Source organism: Raineyella sp., assembly GCF_034933565.1.
GTDB lineage: Bacteria > Actinomycetota > Actinomycetes > Propionibacteriales > Propionibacteriaceae > Raineyella.
The window spans coordinates 17,911-37,062 of the sequence record NZ_JAYFNG010000036.1 but is presented as its reverse complement, the minus strand read 5'-3'; the positions used below and the strand labels follow the sequence as shown (position 1 = coordinate 37,062).

The following is a 19,152-nucleotide window of genomic DNA, read 5'->3' as shown; positions in this document are numbered from 1 at the left end:
CCCGGTCCGCCGCGACCACCACTGTCACCTCCCCCGAAGGACCTGAATCGATGGTCATCACCCAGACGCAACGTCGCGTCCGTCCCAGTTTCAAGAACATGACCGTACGGGCCTGGATCGTCACGGCCATGCTGGTGCTGTTCCAGATCGTCGCGTTCGCGGACAAGGCCGTCCTCGGCCTGGTGGCCCGCGACGCCATGGCGGACCTGGGGATCTCCCCGGTCCAGTTCGGCTTCATCGGAAGCGCTTTCTTCTTCCTCTACTCGATCGTCTCGATCGTCACCGGCTTCCTCGCCAGCCGCTACTCGGTGAAGTGGATCCTCTTCACCATGGGCGTGATCTGGGCGGTGATGCAGTTCCCGATGCTCGCCGGTGGCGGCGCCGCGGTGCTGCTGATGACCCGGATCGTGCTCGGCGGGGCCGAAGGGCCGGCCACCGCCATGTCGCTGACCGCGGCCCACGGCTGGTTCCGCCCGCAGCACCGCGCGCTGCCCAGCAACCTGGTCGCCGCCGGCTCGACCCTCGGCCCGGTGATCGCGGCGCCCGCCCTGGCCGCCGTCATCGTCACCGCCGGCTGGCGCTGGGCGTTCGGCATCCTCGGCATCGTCGGCCTGCTCTGGGTGCTGGCCTGGCTGTTCCTCGGCGCCGACGGCCCGTACGCCGGCACCCGCAAGCCGGAGGCCGCACCGGTGAACGTCGAGCACGACGCCGCCGAGACCGCCGCGGAGGAGGCCTTCGACGACCGGATGGTCGACGTCGACAACCAGAAGCCGGTCCGCACCTGGGCCGCGCTGCTCAACCTGACCGTGCTGGCGGCCGTCATCGGCGGCTTCTCCAACTTCTGGGTGCAGGGCTTCCTGACCACCTGGCTGCCGCAGTACCTCAACGGGGTCGTCGGACTGCCGATGCAGCAGGTCGGTGTCGTCACCACCTTCCCCTGGCTGATCGGTGCCGGCGTCCTGCTGCTGCTCGGCCTGCTCGGCCAGACCATGATGAAGCGTGGCCGCAGCGTGCACCTGGCGATCTCGCTGCCCTTCGGCATCTCGGCGATCGTCGCCGGTGCCGCGTTCCTCGCCGTGCCGCACGCCCACGGCGCGCTGTCCGTCGCCCTGCTGTCGATCGCCGGTGGCTGCAGCCTGGTCTACCCGATGACCGCCTCGGCACTGGGCTACACGGTCGGCGCCAAGCAGCGGCCGATCCTGATGGCCACCCTCGGCGGCGTCGCCTCGGTGGGCGCGATCATCTCCCCCACCCTGGTCGGCTGGCTGATGGGCAACGCCGGCTACGTCGCCCCGCCGAAGGGCAAGCCGATCTCCCCCGAGATGGTCGCCCACATGGCCACCGGCATGCACCAGGCGTACACGGTGACCGGCATCGTGCTGCTGGTCGGCGGCGTGATGGCCGCGCTGTTCCTGCGCCCCGGCCGCACCGGCCGCCGCCTGCAGCGCGACCACCTGCGCCCGGAGGGTGCGCGGGTCATCTGACCCGCACCCGTACGCCCCGACCGCGTACGCCTCACCCCGTACGCCTGACCGACCCAGCCTGACCGACCCGTACGCCCGACGGATCCGACCCCTACGGAGCACACCATGACCCAGACCGCAGTGACCTTCGACGACCGACTGTTCCGCGACGTGATGGGCCACTACCCGACCGGGGTGGTCATCGTCACCGGGACCCACCCCGACGGTGAGCAGCTCGCGATGGTGGTGGGGACCTTCAGCTCCGTCTCGCTGCAGCCGGCGCTGGTCTCCTTCCTGCCGATGAAGACCTCGCGGACCTTCCAGCGGCTCCGCGAGTGCCCCTCGATGTGCCTCAATGTGCTCACCGGGCGCCAGGAGCACGTCGGGCGCACGATCGCGGGGCGGCGGGCGGACAAGTTCGAGGGTCTGGACTGGTATCCCTCACCGTCCGGTGACCCGATCCTCGCCGGGTCGCTCGCCTGGATCGACGTCCGTCTGCAGGACACGATCGAGGCGGGCGACCACTGGATCGCGCTGTGCGAGGTGGTCGACCTGGCGGTCACCAACCCGGAGGCGCCGCTGATCTTCTTCCAGGGCGGGTACGGGCGGTTCGCCGTCCCGTCGCTGCTGGCCCGGATCGACGAGGAGATCATCGGCGCGGTGCACCAGGCCGAACGGGCCCGGGAGCTGCTGGAGTCGATCGCCACCCGGCACGGCTGCGAGGCCTCCCTGCTCACCGTGGTGAACGAGGACGAGCTGGTCGTCCTCGCCTCGGCGGTGGCACCCGGGGTGGACCTCGCCGACGGTCTGGGGGTCCGGGTGCCGATCGCGCCGCCGATCGCCGACGTCTGGGTGGCCGAGCAGCCCGCCGAGGTCCAGGAACGCTGGCTGGCCAAGGCGGTCACCTCCGACACCATGCGGGAGGTGTTCCGCGACCGGCTGGCCTGGGCCACCGAGCGGGGCTACCTGATGTCCTTCCTGCCCGCGGGACAGCTCAACCCGTACACCGAGCTGACCCGCGCCACCCGGCGCTACGCCGCCGGGGACCTCACCCCGGCCGAGGAACGCGACATCCGACGCAGCATCGCCAGCTCCGAGGTCAGCTACCGGATGGCCGACCTGGACCCGGCGGAGACGTACGACGTCGGGATGATCGTCGTCGCCGTCCACGACCCCGAGGGGCGGGCGGTGCGGATGCTGCGGCTGGCGCAGTTCCCACGGCAGGCCTCCGGGGCCGAGGTCCTCGGGTGCATCGCCTCGGTCAGGGCCGCGGCCGTCGAACTGGAGAGCACGCTGTTCGGGCCGGCTCACCACCGCGGCCCGGGACGATAGGGAGTGCCCGGCTCCTGCGGCGAGGCGTACGCGGAGATCGGCTCGGGGCCGGCCAGCACCCGACGCTTGACGTGCAGGTAGCGGTTCGCGTCGGGCTCGATCCGCCAGCCGATCAGCTGGATCTGGTCACCGACCAGCTCGATCCCGGTGATGTACGCCGGGAAGGTGCAGCACCCGGTGTTGAAGTACGGCACACCGTCGCGGGGGAACTTCTGCCGGTGGGTGTGGCCGCAGATCAGCGCCGTCCCGTGCTCCAGGATCCACTTGCGGTAGTTCCGCTCGACCTTGTGCCGCTTGAACAGGTTGCGGGTCGGGCTGGATGGGCTGCGGATGCCGAACGCATGCATGTACTTCCAGAAGACCCGGAAGGTCCACATCGTGAAGGGCCAGATCTGGTCGTTGGCGAAGTCGCCCTGGTGGCCGTGCACGACGAGGATCTCCTGGCCGGTGGCGCGGTGGCGCAGCACCAGTGACTCGATCGGTGTCAGGCCCGGCATGAACGGGGTGGGTCGGCCGAGGTCGTCCGGGATGGTGTCGAAGCAGGCCCGGGCCACCCGCGGGTCACGCAGCTGGATGTTGTGGTTGCCGTAGAGGTAGATCAGCCGGTCGTCGTCGAAGAACCGCTTCAGCCGCCGGTAGGGGGAGCCGTTCGCCCAGAGGATGTGCTTCCACTGCTGGTTCTCCCACAGCTCGTCGCCGTCGCCGACCTCGACGTAGGTGTAGCCGTGGGAGTGGTACCACTCCAGGGCGGCGATGTAGATGTTCTTGTTCTTCGCGAACTCGTCGGCCATGCTGCCGTCGCCGCGGTGCACGTCGCTGAGGAACACGTACTTGGAGTCGTCGCCGAACTCCTCGACGCGGGCCCGTTGATAGGCCTCGGTGAGCCGTCCCATCGTCTGCATCCGGACCTCACTGCATCCTCTCCCGGCCACGGCGGGCGCCGGGCCGGATCAACAGTCCCACTCCGCCGAGGACCCCGGCGAAGCACCCCACGATCCCGAGCACCAGGACCACCCGGACGACACTCGCCCACGGAAATGAACTCCCGGCGACGTCGAACGGGAACACCCGCCACAGGGCCAGCATGGCCGCCAGGCCGACGGCCGCAGTGACCAGGGTGCCGAGCGACCGCAGCCAGCGTGGCTCCGCCAGCACATAGACGAGCTCGACCACCATCCCCACGATGATCGACGCGTTGACGAGCGGAAGCACCTCGGTGGTCGCCGGGGTCAGGAACGGCACCGCCTGCCAGCCGGGGCGCACGTTGACCAGGTAGTAGATCACTGCGCTGACCAGAGCACTTGTCAGGTGACCGCCGCGGCGGGCGGCACGGTTCGGGGCCGCGGATCGCGGCGTACGAGTGGTGCCTGGCATCGGGCCTCCCTGAGGTCACCCTGCCTCCCCAGCCTAAGCCCCGGCGGCCGTCCCGTCACGGTCCGGAGGTGTCACAGGGTTCTCCTAGACTGTCGACCGCGGTCGCACGGGGACGGCCGACATGGGGAAGCACAGGGGGAAGAGTGGCCGCACCGGATCCGATCGTTCTGGAGTACGAGCAGGACGTGAACACCGCGTACCTGTCCAACCTGGAGCGCCGCTGCGGCGGCTACGAGATCGACGACCGCACCCACTGGGCACCGAAGATCGCCATCGGTCCGCTGATCGGCCGGGTACGGATGCGCTATGACGGCGACGACGCGGACGAGGAGTTCTACGTCGCTGAGACCTCCGCCGACCTCGACGGCCTTGAGGTGATCAGCTGGGCCGCCCCGGCGGCCGCCGCCTATTACGGCAAGCGGTACGGCGCCGAATCCGGACTGAAGGTCCGCCGCCGCTTCGTCAAGGGCCCGTATCACGGCATCGCCGGGTATGTCGACGAGTGGATCACCACCCCGGACGGCGCGGAGTTCAGCACGCCGCGGACCGGATCGTCCGCTCCCGACGCCGACGCCCCCGGCGCCGGCGTCTCGGGCGACCGGGCCGGAGGGCACGACGTCCTGCCCGGGACCGAGCAGGAGCTGCGCAAGCCCCGCACCTCGCTCACCGCCCTGCTGCGCACGTTGCAGCCCGAGCAGTACGACCTGGTCGCCGCCTCCCCCACCGAGTCGCTGACCATTCAGGGCTGTGCCGGCACCGGCAAGACGGTCGTCGCGACCCACCGCGCCGCCTGGCTGACCCACCCCGACCGCCCCGAGCCGCTGAAGCGCGTCGCGTTGATCGGGCCGACCCAGACCTGGGGCCGCCACATCGGCCCGGTCATCGACGAGCTCGCCACCCCTGGAACGGTGAGGATCACCTCGCTGCCCGACGTGATGCGGACGATCATCGGCGCCCCGGAACGCCGCGCGTCCAGCGACGACTTCATCGACGCCTACTCCGCCCAGCTCGGCACCACACTCGCCCGGATCGTCAACGCCCAACGCGCGGCCGATGCCGGCCTCACCCCGGCCCGGGCGTACGAGGTGTTCCTGCGCACCAACAAGGTGGCGATCCCGCCCTCACGGCGCCACGAGTTCTTCGGCTGGCGCGACACCCTGCCGCAGACGTACGACGGCGCCCTCGGGGATCGGAAGCTGTGGCCGCTGTTGGCCTACCTGACCGTGTTGCTGGTCCCGCAGGCGACGTACGACCATGTCATCGTCGATGAGTCACAGGACCTGCGGCCGCTGGAATGGCTGATCCTCACCCACCTCAATCACGGCGCTTGGACGCTGGTCGGCGACATCCACCAGCGGCGCACCAGCCACTCCGCCCGCGGCTGGAAAGACATCCGCAAGCTGCTCGGCCTGGCCGCGGGGGACGAGGAGGCACTGCTGGGCGGCTATCGCACCACCCGGTCGATCATCGACTTCGCCGCCTGCCTGCTGCCGGGCTCGGCCGGCCACCGTGCGTACGACGTGCTCGGCGAGGGCACGCCACCGGTCCTCCTCGATGCTCGGGCACTGCGCCGGCCGCTGGAGGACCTCGCCCTCGACCAGGCCGAACGCCTCTCGGCCGCCCATCCCCAGGGCAAGATCGCGATCATCAGCCCGTTGACCCGCCAGATCGGCGTGTCTGCCCAGAAGAGGAACTGGGCCAAGGGCACCGACCACTACTGGTCACAGGCCGGTGGGCGCCGGTTCACGCTACTGACCTCGGAGGAGGCCCGCGGCCTGGAGTTCGACGCGGTCGTGGTGGTCGAGCCGGCGGCGTTCAAGGCGCTCGCCGGGGACAACGGGCCGCTCTACACCGCGCTGACCCGGGCCAACCTCGAGCTGGTGGTGATCCACGACCGGTCACTGCCCCCGGCGATGGTGATGCACCTGCGCAAACATCCGCTGAGCTGATCCTGAGCGGCCCGTACGTCCCCGACCTCGTCCACTCCGAAGGAGCATCGCCCCCGCAATGACGCACGTCATCTCGATCCTGAACATGAAGGGTGGGGTGGGCAAGACCACCACCACGGTGATGCTGGGCGAGTTCCTGGCCGGGGAGCATGGCAAGAAGTTGCTGCTGGTCGACATGGATCCGCAGATCAGCCTGTCGATCACCATGCTCGGCGAGCAGCAGTGGAGCCTGGTCAACGACGCCCAGCGCACGCTGGTGCCGATGTTCCGTGATGCCCTGGACGCCGGGCGCCAGGAACGACGGTTCGACGTCTACTCTGCGGTCCAGCGCAACGCCTCGAATGTGAAGTCGATCGCCGACGTCGACCTGCTGCCCTCGTCGTACGACGTGATCCCGCTGCAGCGCCACCTCGCGGTGATGAGTGTCGCCAAGCGCGGGGCGGTGAAGGCCTGGGACATCCTCGGGCCGGGCATCGCGCCGATCCTGGACGACTACGACTACGTACTGATCGACTGCCCGCCGAGCCTGGAGGTGATGACGATGAACGCGCTGCGGATCTCCGAGGGCTACGTCATCCCGACGATCCCGGACGTGCTGTCGACGTACGGCATCCCGCTGATCCAGGAGCAGGTGAAGGCGTTCGCCGACGAGGTGGGGATGAGACCCCCGGCCGAGCTCGGCGTGATCGTCACCAAGCACCTGAAGAACTCCCCCGTGCACCGCGGCCAGCTCGCCCGACTGCGCAACAACCACACCATCCCCGAGCTGCTGGCGCCGTGGGTGCCGGAGACGAGCAAGGTCTCCGCAGCAGCGGAGTGCCAGCCGTACTCCACGCTGAAGACGAAGTACGGCCACACCAACTTCCAAGGCCTGTGGCAGCTGACCGAGGCGTTCCGCCAGCGGGTCGAGGAGGGCGAATGAGCGGCGTGACACACACAGACGTTGTCAACGCCGCGGCGTCGGCGCTGCGGGCGCTGAGCGAGACCGAGGGCGGGGACAGACTCGCCCGGCAGCTGTCCCGACTGGTGATGGCGATCGCCGACGAGGCCGCCCGGACCAAGCGCTTCCGCGGTGACTTGCTGGCCGCACTGACCCTCGAGCCGCCGGCCGATCCCGCGGCATCCGGGCCGCTGACCCGCACCCGACTGCAGCGCCTGACCAAGGCCGACCTGAGCAGGCTGATCAACCGTGACCGGATGGACCCGGACCGTACGCTCAAGTCCCGCTCCACCAAGGGCGAGATGATCGAGCTGATCCTGGCCTTCCAGGCATCACAGGTCGAGATAGCCGTCTCGACCGACGACTCGGTCCAGGACGCTCCGATGGAGCCGACGGCCGCGGCCACGCCGGCAGCGACCAGCGTGCAGGCAAGCCCGCCCCTCGCCCCGGAACGTGTAGCGGAACAGGCTTCGGAGTCCGCCCCCGACGAGTCCACTGCCCCGTTACCCCCGACCAACCCGCCGAAGCGTCGTCGTCAGCCGAGCCCGCTCGACCCGTACGCGGTCGCGGCGGCCGATGGTGCCGACGGGCTGCGCGATCAGCTGATGCGGCTGGACATCGAGCAGCTGAAGGACGTGATCGCCGAGTACGGGATGAACTACGACGGACGCGCGATGAGCTGGCACGACCAGCACCGGCTGGTGAACCGGATCCTCGAGAAGACCGACTTCGGGGCGACCCAAGGCGCGGTGTTCCGATCAGGCACGACGTTCAGATCGGGCACGGCGTTTGGTGCAGAGAGGTCATGATGGCCGAGGGTGAACCGCTTCCGGAGGGGATGTACGACGCCCTGGTGACCACCGCGCTCCTGCGCGGGCTGCACGTCAGCCCGCTGGAGGCGAAGCTGATCACCCTCACAGCAGCGGACCTCCCCGCCCGGCTGGCGGATCACGTCGAGCGCGCCCTGGCGCGCCGTCTCGACGACCAACGATCGGCTGACCAGGTCTCCCTCGTGAACGACCTGCTGGAGCGGCTTGGCGACAGCGATGCCCGGGTGGCGAGCGAGCCTCAGCTCCTCACCTCGCTGTTGCGCACCCCCGGCCCCGGTCAGCCGCCGCGCTACACCGGCCTACCACGTACGCCCCTGTCACAAGCCGATCTGATGACGAACGGCATCGGGGAGCCGTCGCTGGAGGCCGAACTGACCTCGGAGCTCGCCAGCGCCGACGCGGTGCTCCTGCTGTCGGCCTTCATTAAGTGGTCCGGGCTGCGGACGATGAAGCGAGCGCTCAGCGACGCTGCCGCCCGTGGCGTCCCGCTGCGCGTCATCACCACGACCTACATGGGCGCCACCGAACGCGGTGCGCTGGATCGGCTCATCCGCGAGTACGGTGCCGAGGTCCACGTGTCGTACGAGACTCGCCGCACGCGCCTCCATGCCAAGGCCTGGCTCTTCAAGCGCAACACCGGCTTCGACACCGCCTATGTCGGGTCATCGAATCTGTCGGCCCCTGCCCTGCTGGACGGCCTGGAGTGGAATGTCCGGCTGTCGACGCACGCCACACCCCAGTTGCTCCGCAAGTTCGAGGCGACGTTTGCGCAGTACTGGAATGACCCCTCCTTCGAGCCGTACGATCCCGATCGCGACGCCCAGCGTCTGGATGAGGCGATCGCCGTCGCCGGTGGGCGCCGCGCCGCGAGCGGGCAGGTCATCAGCGTGTCCGGCCTACAGGTGCGGCCCTTCCCTTATCAGGCCGAGATGCTCGAAGCGCTGCAGACCGAGCGAGAGGTGCACGACCGGCATCGGAACCTTGTGGTGGCGGCCACCGGCACGGGCAAGACCGTGGTGGCCGCGCTGGATTACCGCCATCTGTGCGACACGCTGGGCAGCGGCTCATCGCGCCCGTCGCTGCTGTTCGTGGCGCACCGCAAGGAGATCCTCGCCCAGTCGCAGCGTACGTTCCGAGAAGTGCTGGGCGACGGCAGCTTCGGCGAGTTGTGGGTGGACGGCCGGCGTCCACGGGACTGGCGTCACGTCTTTGCCTCGATCCAGTCGTTGTCGACGGGCGATCTTCGCCGGATGCCGGCCGATGCTTTTGATGTGGTGATCATCGACGAGTTTCACCATGCCGCGGCGCCGAGCTATGAACGGCTGCTGAAGCATTTCCACCCGCGGGAACTCGTGGGTCTCACCGCCACACCGGAACGCACCGATGGGCTGGATGTCCGGTCCTACTTCGGCGGGCACATCTCGGTCGAAATGCGCCTGTGGGAAGCCCTCGAGGCGGAGCTGTTGAGCCCCTTCCACTACTTCGTCATCGCGGACAACACCGATCTGACCCAGCTCTCCTGGCGGCGCGGGGCGTACGACACCGCAGAGCTCGACCACCTCTACACCGGCAACGAGGCCAGGGCACGGCTGATCCTTGAGCAGGTCCGCGACCTCATCGACAATCGGCTCGGCATGCGTGCGATCGGCTTCTGCGTGGGAGTCGGCCACGCGGAGTGGATGGCCGACGTGTTCACCCGGGCCGGTATTCCGGCCAAAGCCGTGGCGGGCAACATCTCGATGGCCGAGCGGGAGAAGGCACTCAGCGATCTCCGCGAACGTCGGATCAACGCGATCTTCGCCGTCGACATGTTCAACGAGGGCATCGACCTGCCCGACATCGACACGGTCTTGTTCCTGCGCCCCACTGAATCAGCAACCGTCTTCCTTCAGCAGCTGGGCCGAGGCCTGAGGCGTACGCATGACAAGGCCGTGCTCACCGCGCTGGACTTCGTCGGGCACCAACGCAAGGAGTTCCGATTCGATCAGCGCTTCCGCGCGATCACTGGCTCCAGCACGGCGAGGCTGCGCCACGACATCGAAGAGGGATTCCCCTATCTACCGTCCGGGTGCCAGATCGTCTTGGACCGTACGTCGCAGGAGCGGGTGCTCGAGAGCCTGCGACGCCAGATCGGCGGACGCTGGAACGAGGTTGTCGCCGAGCTGCGCCGGATCGGCGACGTGCCGCTCGAAACGTTCCTCGAGGAATCCGAGATCGACCTGGTCGATGTCGTCGGCAAGACCGGCCGGAGCTGGACCCGCGCACGCCGCGAAGCTGGGTTTGCACTGCCGGTACCAGGGCCCCATGAGGCGGCACTTCTCAAGCGAACGCGAGTATTCGTCCACGTCGATGACCCGCTACGCGCCGACGCCTATCGGCGCTTGTTGGCCGACAACTCGTGGCGTTATGCAGACCTGGCTGAGGCTGACCGGCGGTGGGCCCGGATGCTCTACTTCTCGCTCTGGCCCGGGCAGAATGCCTGGCCGTCGTACGAGGCTGGTTTCGCGGCTCTCACCGCTGAGCCCGCCGTACGTGCCGAGATCATGGCACTCATCGATCGTGGCGCGGCCCGTGCTCAGCACCGGACGCGGACGCTGGACGGGCCCCTGGCCGCGACCGGCCTGCGGTCTCATGCTCGATACTCACGCGAAGAGCTGGCGGCCGCGCTCGACTACGCCACGCTGGACCGTACTCCCAACGTGCTGCGCCAAGGCGTGTTCTACGCGGCGGACTTCACTACCGACGCGCTCCTGGTCACGCTCCAAAAGTCGGAGCAGGACTACTCTCCGACGACGATGTACCGCGACTATGCGATCAGCCCTGAGCTCTTTCATTGGGAGAGCCAAGCGCAGACGCGGATTGCGTCCCCCACCGGACAGCGCTACCTCCGGCAGCGGGTGGACGGAAATCACATCCTCCTGTTCACGCGCCAGACGAAGAGCTGGGACTTCGGCGGTGGTGCCCCGTACATGCTGTTAGGCGAAGCCGACTACGTCGAGCACCGCGGGGAAAAGCCGCTCGCCATCACCTGGCACCTGCGGCGACCGATGCCGGCGGATGAGTTTCGGCTGGCCAGTGTGGCGGCCAGCTGAGCCTTGTCAGCCCTCGGCCCGCCGCCGGGCCAGCGAGCAATTCTCGGCGGACGCAGTCCACGGCCGGAGGCGCGGTATCCACGCAGGGACGGCCCACCGGTAGGCGATGCTGATGGCGGTCGCCGGGGCCCTCTTCATCGGACACCTTCTTCGCGAGGCGGGATCCTGGGCACCATCGTAGGCACCGTCAACGATCGGGATCCGTAGTCGCGTGCCTTCCGGGCCCTGCCACTCAGCGAGTCCGGATCGGTCGCGATGACAAGCTTCGTACGCTTCGTGACCGCGCCGACCTCGAGACCCATCTCACCGGCCAGCACCGCGTCCACGTCCTCGGCGGTCGGGCCCCCGCTGTGGGTCATCTGACGGCCACGACCACGGCGGCTACTGGAGCGCTGACGTCAGTCGGGCCAGATTGTCGAAGAGGCGGGTCACGACGTTGTGGCTGAGGTGCTCGTCGAGGGTGAGCTCGCGGCTGACCTGCCGGTAGTGGTCCTCGACGGCGCGCATCGCGGTGGCGTGGCTCTCCCCGAAGGTCATCATCGTCACCTCCAGGTTGAGCCCGAACGAGCGCATGTCCATGTTGCTGGACCCGATCACCGCCACCTCGTCGTCGATCGTGAAGTGCTTCGCGTGCAGGATGTACGGCGCCGGATAGAGGTGGATCCGTACGCCGGCGCGCAGCAGCACCTCGTAGTACGACCGCTGCGCGTGGTGCACCATCGGCTGGTCACCCACCTCGTTGACGAACAGCTCGACCTCGACCCCGCGCTGGGCCGCGGTCGTGATGGCCATCATCAGCGACTCGTCGGGGACGAAGTACGGGCTGGCCAGACTCACGCGGCGTCGCGCGTGGTAGATCAGCGAGTTGAACAGCTTGAGGTTGTTGTCGTTGTCGAAGCCCGGGCCGCTCGGCACGATCTGGCAGTGCAGGCCGCTGTCCCCGGAGCGCGCCGTGCCGCGTGGCCGCGGCGGTGTCTGGTCGGTCAGGATGTCGCCGGTCTCGCTGTACCAGTCGGTGAGGAAGACCACGCTCATGGACCGTACGGTCGGGCCCTCGACCCGGGCGACGAGCTCCTGCCACTGCAGGCCGCGTTTGACGTTGCGCGGCTTCTGGTAGCTGCGGTCGATCATGTTGAGCGACCCGATGAACCCCACCTCGCCGTCGACGATCAGCAGCTTGCGGTGGTTGCGCAGGTCCGGGCGCTGGTACTGGCCGCGCAGCGGCAGGACCGGGAGCATCAGCCGCCACTCGGCGCCGATGGCGTCCAGGCGTGCCAACGTCCTCCGGTAGCCGGGGTAGGGCCGCGAGCCGATGTGGTCCAGCAGCACGTGGACGGTGACGCCACGCCGCACCGCCCGCTCCAGGGCGGCGAAGAAGGGCTCGGTCGTGGCGTCGACCGACATGATGTAGAATTGGCACAGCACGTGGCGCTGCGCCGCGTCGACCGCGGCCGCCATCTGCGCGATCGAGTCGCCGTAGTCCTCGAGCAGGGTCACCGCGTTCCCGGGGACCATCGGCAGCGAGCCGAGGTTGCGGTTGAGGGTGGCGACGGCCTCCATCCACTCCAGCTCCGGTGGCACCGTCTGCCCCGGTGACGCTGTCCGGCTCAGTGACCCCGCATCTCCCGACACCGCATCTCCCGACACCGCCTGACCCGATGCCGTCTCGCCCGACGGCGCCACCTGACCCGGTGACACCGCCTGCTCCGGCCGCATCGTCTGCCCCGGCGACATCACCACTGCCGGCAGCGCCTTGGTCCCCTCGTCGATCATGGCGTTGACCTCTCGCTGCTGGGCCCGTCGCCGCTTGGGGAGCTTGGGGTTGCCGATCAGCAGGAACACGATCACCCCGACGTAGGGGATCAGGAAGATCGCCAGCAGCCAGGCCATCGCCGAGGACGGCCGGCGGTTCACCGGCACCAGGAGGATCGCCAACAGTCGTACGCCCAGACCGAGGAGGTCCGGCGCCAGCGAGCCGTGCAGCAGGAAGTAGAGGAGACTCATCGGCTATCGGTCCCGAACAGGGTGGACGAACAAGGTCATCTGCTGCTCCCAACGCGCAGTCATGTCAGCCTGAGGAGGCCTTGGGGCCGAGGAGGACTCCGGGTCGCCCCGGTCTGCCCGAGAACGGTCAGACTCGGGACGGCACCCACCTTCACACATAACTCTCGACATCTCTCAACCCTGGTGAAGTTGGGTGTCATGTCGGTGGGGAGCCACTGGCAGCCCTACGAACCGACCGTTCGACCCCGCCAGTGGCCCCTGCTGCCAGTGCGCCAGCAGGCCGATCCATCAGGCAGTGGGAGCAGCCCTCCGGGCGGCCTTGCGCCGGGCCAGCCACCGGTCGACCACGTACGCCATCAGCAGCCACCCGCCCAGCGCGGTGATCAGCCAGACCAGCAGGGCCGTGACGAACCAGGTCGAGAACCCGGTGATGGTCAGCCCGTTGGACACCAGGGTCGCGACGAGGAGGGCCAGCAGCGTGGAGACGATCCCGACGCCGCCGAGGACCGCGTTCGCGTAGCGCCGTGCCAGGTTGAACACGAACGGCGCCAGGATCGCCTGGGCGACGGTGAAGACGGCGACCGCCGTGATGAACCCGCCGATCCGTACGACGACGCCCGGGACCAGCCACCAGGCGACCAGGAAGGCGACCGCCGACACGACGAGGTTGACGACGACGTTGGCCAGGAATCTGATCATTCGGACCCTCCCGAGCGGGGATGCTGCCGGCCGGCCGGCCGACAGCGCTGACTGGTAGTGCTGACTGTGGTGGTGCGAGCCTAACGGTGCGGTGGGCCCCACAGGCGAGGCCGACACGACCGGTCACCTCCGCCGCGTCCCCACGAACAGGAGGCCGCGGCCCCTGTGGGGTCGCGGCCTCGCTCGAGGGCCGACGGTTCAGTGCTGCGGCGCCACCCGGTGGTGCCGTGCGTCCATGGCCGGCTTGAACGCCGCCGCTGTCACCAGGGCGACGATGATGCCGACGATCCACGACGTCCAGGACGCCGAGGAGAAGGACGCGGCCGAGTAGTGCGCGTACATGCCGAGCCACGGGGACACGAACAGCAGGACGCCGAAAGCGCACTGCGCGTATTCGAGCCACGGGGTGCCGGGCATGGACAGGTTGAGGACGCCCGTGACGGCCAGTAGCCCGCCGAACACGATCATCAACGTGGTCCCGGCCGCCGTCATCGGTGACGCCCAGAACAACGCTGCCAGGACCGTGAAGAGGCCGAGTACCAGCGATACGTAGTCCTCCCAACGTGTCCACCTCTTCATGGGAAGTGCTCCTTCCGACTTGCTCTTCCCCCGGTCCCTCCGGGGGAACCGGTCAGTGGTGGTGGTCGGTGCTGGCGCACCGGCCTGTCGCCTCTGGCTGCTTCCAGTAAAACCCCGGCTCTGTACCGGTTCAAGACACACCGAGGTCACGACTCGGGGGTCAGCGTCGGGGCGTACGGATCGGCTCACCGCCCTCCACGACACGGCGCCGACGGTCCAGCGTCTCGAGGGTGGACATCACGACGGCCAGGCCACCGACGATCCAGGCGGTCAGTGCCAGCCCGTTGGCCCCGGCGAAGCCACCGATCCACGGCGAGGCGATGATGAAGGCGCCGGCGAGGGCGACGAAGCCCTCGGCGAAGGCGGAGGCCCGCTCACGGAGCTCCGACCAGGCACCGAAGACGATGAGGACGATCCCCAACGGCGCCAGCCAGATGGCCCGGGGGTGGGTCATCTGCATCCACAGCGGGGACACGACGAGGTACAGGCCGGCCAGCACGCTGACCCAGTCCTCCCAATGGCGCCGCGCCACGGTCCCCAACGGGACGTGCACGGCCGCATGACGTGCGCTCATGGCAAACACCCTCTCCCTTGGGTACTGCGAGGATCGCCACGAGGGACCGGCGGTCCTCGAAGAGTCGCCTCCAGCCTAGCCCGCGGACCTTTGAGTCCCCCGTGAGTGCGCTCCCGGACCGCAGCGCGATCCGGGAGCGCACTCACCGGCGATGTGTTCGCCGACGGTCAGGCCCCGGCGATCAGGGCTGCAACGGGTGGGCGTCCCGCTCGGCGATGATCGCCGACTGCAGCGCGTCGCGTGTCTGACGGTAGGCGGGGAACCGATCGTACGGATACGCCTCCGCCGCGGCCTGCCCGACCGCGGTGATGTCCTCGTCGGAGAGCTGCTGGCCGATGTCCGTCGCCAGCCCCCTGCCGATGTGCTCCAGCAGGTGGCCGAGCCCACCGGGACCGCCGCCCAGGTGGAAGGCGAGCAACGGGCCGATCGTCGCCCACCGGATCCCCAGCGAGTGGGTGACGATGTCGTCCAGCTCGCGGACGTCCACCACGCCGGCGCGCACCAACCGGATCGCCTCCATCACCAGGGCCATCTGGAGCCGATTGGCCACGAACCCCGGCGACTCCCGGTGCAGCTGCACGGGGTACTTGCCGACCTCGCGGTAGAAGTCCAGCGCGCCGTCGATCCGCTGCTGCGGCGTGCCCGGCGCGGCCGAGACCTCGACCAGCGGCAGCACGTGCGGCGGATTGAAGGGGTGGCCGATCACCAGTCTCGTCCGGTCCGTCATGCCGGCGGCCTGGGCGCTGGCGACGATGCCCGAGCTGGACGACAGCAGCAGGGCCTCCGCCGGCGCGGCCGCCTCCACCCGTGGCCACAGGTCACGCTTGAAGTCCACGGTCTCCGGGCCCGCTTCCTGCACCGCGCGGACGCCGGTCACGGCCTCCTCGACCGTTGCGGCCACCCGCACCCGGGCCCTGGCCCGGGCCGGATCGTCCACCGCGCCCGCCACCTGGGGCAGCCACTCGGCGAGGGAGGCGTCCAGCGCCTCGGCAAGGTCGGGCCGCGGGTCCTGGACCGTCACGGAGTATCCCTGCGCCGCATACAACGTCGCCCACGACTGCCCGATCACCCCCGCCCCGATGACCGCGACCGCCCCGCGGGGCGCCGATTCCTGTTCCTGCACCAATGGGTTCACCGACATCTCGGCCTCTTTCCGGGAGGGCCCCTCCCGGATTTCATCCTAGGTCGGGGCGCAGCACCGTCGGGGCAACAGCGCCACCGTCGTCAGGCGCCCGGCGCCGTTCAGGCCTGGAGGCGCCGTTCAGGCCTGGAGGTACGCCAGCACCGCGAGCACCCGGCGGTTGTCGTCCTCGGAGGCCGGCAGGTCGAGCTTCGAGAAGATGTTCGCGATGTGCTTGCCGACCGCCTTCTCGGTGATCGACATGGCGTCGCCGATGGCGGCGTTCGACCGTCCCTGCGCCATCAGTTCCAGCACCTCGCGTTCCCGCGGTGTCAGGGCGCCGAGCGGGGCGACGCGGCGGCGCAGCAGCTGGGTGACCACCTCCGGGTCCATCACCGTGCCACCGGCCGCGACCTGACGGACCGTGGTGATGAACTGCTGGACGTTCGCCACCCGGTCCTTGAGCAGATAGCCGACCGCCCCCTCCTCGGAGGCGAGCAGTTCACGGGCGTAGAGCTGCTCGACGTACTGGCTCAGCACCACGATCGGCAGCCCGGGGCGACGGTGCCGGGCCCGGACCGCGGCCCGCAGCCCCTCGTCGGTCCCGGTCGGCGGCAGCCGTACGTCCAGGATGGCGACGTCGATGTCGGGACGTTCGAGGGCCCGGACCAGGGACGGCTCATCGGCGACGGCTTCGACCACCTCGATGTCGTGCGCCTCGAGCAGCCGGATCAACCCCGCCCGGAGGAGGGCGTGGTCTTCGGCGACAAGGGCTCGCAAGGCATCTCCATCGTCACGAGGGTCGGGCCGCCCGGTGGGCTGGTCAGGGTCAGTGTCCCATCGAAGGCGGCCAGTCGGCTGCGCATCCCGGCGAGCCCGTTGCCGGGGACCGGGTGCGCCCCACCCCGGCCGTCGTCGCGGACGACCGCCCGGAGCACCCCGGGGGCCAGCTCGAGCAGGATCTCACCGTGCGCGGCGCCGGAGTGCTTGACCACGTTGGCGAGGGCCTCGGAGATGACGAAGTAGGCGCAGGCCTCCACCGGTGTGGGCAGCCGTGCCGCCTCGTCCGCACCGAACCCGGAGGCGCGGACGGCGACGTCGAGCGGCAGGTCGAGGGCCAGGGCGCGGACGGCGCCGACCAGTCCGCGGTCGGCCAGCACCGGGGGATGGATCCCGTGGACGAGACGCCGCAGGTCCTGCAGCGTCGCCGTGACCGATGACTGGGCCTCTGCCAGGTACTGGCGGGCCTGCGCGGGGTCGGCGTCGATCAGCTCCTCGGCCAGCCCGATGGTCAGCCCCAGGCTGACCAGATGCACCTGCACCCCGTCGTGCAGGTCACGCTCGATCCGGCTGATCTCCTGGGCCGCGGAGTCCACGCTCTCGGCCCGGCTGCTGGTCAGCTGGGCCACCCGGCTGCTCAGCACCGAGGTCCGCGAGGGGCCCAGCAGACCCGCGGCCATCGCGGCCCAACTGCGGACCAGGGGCGGCGTGGTGGCCCACCAGGCGGCGAGCAGGCCCACGGCGATGAGCCAGCCGATCCAGCCCAGCGCCCACCAGGGCGCCGCCGGTGGCCGCCACGGCGTCAGCGCCAGCACCGGGAGCAGGACGGCGGCGAGGGCGCCGACGAGGAAGACCACCGGCAGCAGCGTCACCACGAGTCCCGCGGTGACGTTGACACCGACCCACAGCAGATCACGCCAGGTGGCCTCGTCGGTGAGCACCGCCCGGACGACCACGAAGAAACCCCGGTGCTGCGCCTGGGACCGGTAGGGGCGGGCCACCTCCCTGCCGAGCACGTAGCCGGCCCCGTACCGATGGGCGTCCAGCAGTCGACGGCCGACCCAGGTGCTCCCGATCAGCAGCGGGATCCCGACCCACAACAGGGTCAGCGGCAGACTGACCAGGGTCAGCACCGCCGGGACCAGGCAGACCAGGGAGAGCAGCGCAGCGATCACGGCCACCAGGGTCAGTTGCAGTCGGCGCTTCACCGCTCCATTGTCCCCGGTGTCGGTCCCGCGCCGGCCACGGTCGGTGTCGTACGCATCGGGACAGGGGTGCTGGCACCCCGGTGGATCCGGGTCCTGCCCCCAGTGCGGATCGTCGCGGCGGCACCGAGACTCAGGATATGACGACACACCTGGCGACGGCGGCACCGGCGGAGCCGGCCCTCGGCGACGCACGACCGACCGAGCGGAGCGCCTTCCGCCCGCTGCTCAAGCGGATCAAGGCCGAGGATCTGATGGGCCCCGCGACACTCTTCTACGTGGTCACCGGCATCACCCTGGTGGTCGCCACCGCGGCAATCGTCGCCGGTCTGGCCCTGCTGTCGGACCAGTGGTGGGCGCTGCTGCTCGCGCCGGCGCTGGCCGTCGTCTGGGGACAGGTCAGCTTCCTCGCCCATGACGCCGGGCACAAGCAGTTGCCCGGCCCGCGCTCCCTGAGCCACCGGGTCGGCCTGGTCGCCGCGAACGTCCTGCTGGGAGTCAGCTTCGGCTACTGGAACGACAAGCACGACCGGCACCACGCCAACCCCAACCACGAGGGGCTCGATCCCGATGTCGCCGACGGGATCATCACCTGGTCGGAGCACCAACGGGCCACGAAGACCGGCCTGCGCCGGTGGCTGGCGCGCCACCAGGCGGGCCTCTTCTTCCCGTTGCTGACCTTCCAGGGATGGCTGCTCCAGCTCGAGGGCATCGCCTGGCTGCGCCGCCGCCCCCGCGCCACCCGCCGGCTCGAGGGCCTGCTGCTGGTGCTGCACTTCGCGCTCTACCTCGGCCTGCTGCTGTGGCTGCTCACCCCGCTGCAGGCCCTCGCCTTCGTGGCGATCCACGAGGGCATCTGGGGCTTCATGCTGGCGTCGGTGTTCGCCCCGAACCACAAGGGCATGGAGATGCCGGACGGCAGCGACGGCCGCCTCGACCACCTGCACCGGCAGGTCCCGACCTCCCGCAACATCATCGGCTCACCACTGGTCGACTTCTTCATGGGTGGCCTGAACTACCAGGTCGAGCACCACCTCTTCCCCTCGATGCCGCGCGCCCACCTCAAGGCGGCCCAGCCGATCGTCGAGGAGTACTGCCGCGAGATCGAGCTGCCCTACGTCAAGGTGGCGATGGCCGACTCGTACGGGCAGATCCTGCGCTACCTGCACGCGGTGGGCACCGGCCGCCGGCCCGAGCGGCTGGTGTGATGC

16 protein-coding genes are annotated in these 19,152 nt (G+C 69.5%); 7 read left to right on the top strand and 9 right to left on the bottom strand.

Annotated features, from left to right (window positions below; genetic code table 11):
* The first annotated feature begins 50 nt into the window (after positions 1-50).
* Together VB059_RS10940 and VB059_RS10935 are read left to right on the top strand one after the other, a co-directional pair.
* Complete coding sequence (locus tag VB059_RS10940) at positions 51-1,484, top strand: MFS transporter (RefSeq protein ID WP_323422060.1); 1,434 nt, start codon at positions 51-53, stop codon at positions 1,482-1,484.
* Between the two features lie 105 nt (positions 1,485-1,589).
* Positions 1,590-2,795 carry a flavin reductase family protein gene (locus tag VB059_RS10935; RefSeq protein WP_323422059.1) on the top strand — a complete coding sequence of 402 codons (1,206 nt, stop codon included), beginning with the start codon at positions 1,590-1,592 and terminating at the stop codon, positions 2,793-2,795.
* On the opposite strand, the gene VB059_RS10930 is transcribed toward VB059_RS10935, so the two are convergent.
* Positions 2,771-3,697, bottom strand: coding sequence for a hypothetical protein (locus VB059_RS10930; protein ID WP_323422058.1), 927 nt, complete (start codon positions 3,695-3,697; stop codon positions 2,771-2,773). The genes VB059_RS10935 and VB059_RS10930 overlap by 25 nt on opposite strands.
* A 7-nt stretch (positions 3,698-3,704) precedes the next feature.
* The gene (locus VB059_RS10925) at positions 3,705-4,169 is read right to left on the bottom strand and encodes a hypothetical protein (RefSeq protein WP_323422057.1); all 465 of its coding nucleotides are present in this window, start codon (positions 4,167-4,169) and stop codon (positions 3,705-3,707) included.
* A 143-nt stretch (positions 4,170-4,312) separates the two neighbouring features.
* Between VB059_RS10925 and VB059_RS10920 the strand changes: the two genes are divergently transcribed.
* From VB059_RS10920 to VB059_RS10905, 4 genes are read left to right on the top strand one after another with little or no spacing between them, the layout of a single operon-like run.
* Positions 4,313-6,118, top strand: a complete 1,806-nt coding sequence (locus VB059_RS10920) for a hypothetical protein (protein WP_323422056.1) — start codon at positions 4,313-4,315, stop codon at positions 6,116-6,118.
* A 58-nt stretch (positions 6,119-6,176) separates the two neighbouring features.
* The gene (locus tag VB059_RS10915) at positions 6,177-7,040 is read left to right on the top strand and encodes a ParA family protein (RefSeq protein WP_323422055.1); all 864 of its coding nucleotides are present in this window, start codon (positions 6,177-6,179) and stop codon (positions 7,038-7,040) included.
* Positions 7,041-7,045: 5 nt separating this feature from the next.
* Positions 7,046-7,867: a hypothetical protein gene (locus VB059_RS10910; protein ID WP_323422054.1), complete on the top strand. Its 822-nt coding sequence runs from the start codon at positions 7,046-7,048 to the stop codon at positions 7,865-7,867.
* A complete protein-coding gene (locus VB059_RS10905) occupies positions 7,867-10,980 on the top strand; it encodes a DUF3427 domain-containing protein (protein WP_323422053.1) in 3,114 nt (1,037 codons plus the stop codon). Before VB059_RS10910 ends, VB059_RS10905 begins: the two co-directional genes overlap by 1 nt.
* Positions 10,981-11,361: 381 nt before the next feature.
* On the opposite strand, the gene VB059_RS10900 is transcribed toward VB059_RS10905, so the two are convergent.
* The 7 genes from VB059_RS10900 to VB059_RS10870 form a co-directional block, all read right to left on the bottom strand.
* Positions 11,362-12,984, bottom strand: coding sequence for a phospholipase D-like domain-containing protein (locus VB059_RS10900; protein WP_323422052.1), 1,623 nt, complete (start codon positions 12,982-12,984; stop codon positions 11,362-11,364).
* Positions 12,985-13,272: 288 nt separating this feature from the next.
* Complete coding sequence (locus VB059_RS10895) at positions 13,273-13,683, bottom strand: phage holin family protein (RefSeq protein ID WP_323422051.1); 411 nt, start codon at positions 13,681-13,683, stop codon at positions 13,273-13,275.
* A 198-nt stretch (positions 13,684-13,881) separates the two neighbouring features.
* The gene (locus VB059_RS10890; protein ID WP_323422050.1) at positions 13,882-14,262 is read right to left on the bottom strand and encodes an SPW repeat domain-containing protein; all 381 of its coding nucleotides are present in this window, start codon (positions 14,260-14,262) and stop codon (positions 13,882-13,884) included.
* Between the two features lie 160 nt (positions 14,263-14,422).
* On the bottom strand, positions 14,423-14,836 hold the full coding sequence (locus tag VB059_RS10885) for an SPW repeat protein (RefSeq protein ID WP_323422049.1): 414 nt from the start codon (positions 14,834-14,836) through the stop codon (positions 14,423-14,425).
* A gap of 181 nt (positions 14,837-15,017) precedes the next feature.
* Positions 15,018-15,977, bottom strand: coding sequence for a 3-hydroxyacyl-CoA dehydrogenase NAD-binding domain-containing protein (locus VB059_RS10880; protein ID WP_323422048.1), 960 nt, complete (start codon positions 15,975-15,977; stop codon positions 15,018-15,020).
* Positions 15,978-16,097: 120 nt separating this feature from the next.
* Positions 16,098-16,736, bottom strand: a complete 639-nt coding sequence (locus tag VB059_RS10875; protein WP_323422047.1) for a response regulator transcription factor — start codon at positions 16,734-16,736, stop codon at positions 16,098-16,100.
* The gene (locus VB059_RS10870; RefSeq protein ID WP_323422046.1) at positions 16,688-17,944 is read right to left on the bottom strand and encodes a sensor histidine kinase; all 1,257 of its coding nucleotides are present in this window, start codon (positions 17,942-17,944) and stop codon (positions 16,688-16,690) included. Before VB059_RS10870 ends, VB059_RS10875 begins: the two co-directional genes overlap by 49 nt.
* Positions 17,945-18,081: 137 nt before the next feature.
* Between VB059_RS10870 and VB059_RS10865 the strand changes: the two genes are divergently transcribed.
* Positions 18,082-19,149, top strand: coding sequence for an acyl-CoA desaturase (locus tag VB059_RS10865; RefSeq protein ID WP_323422045.1), 1,068 nt, complete (start codon positions 18,082-18,084; stop codon positions 19,147-19,149).
* Positions 19,150-19,152 lie beyond the last annotated feature (3 nt).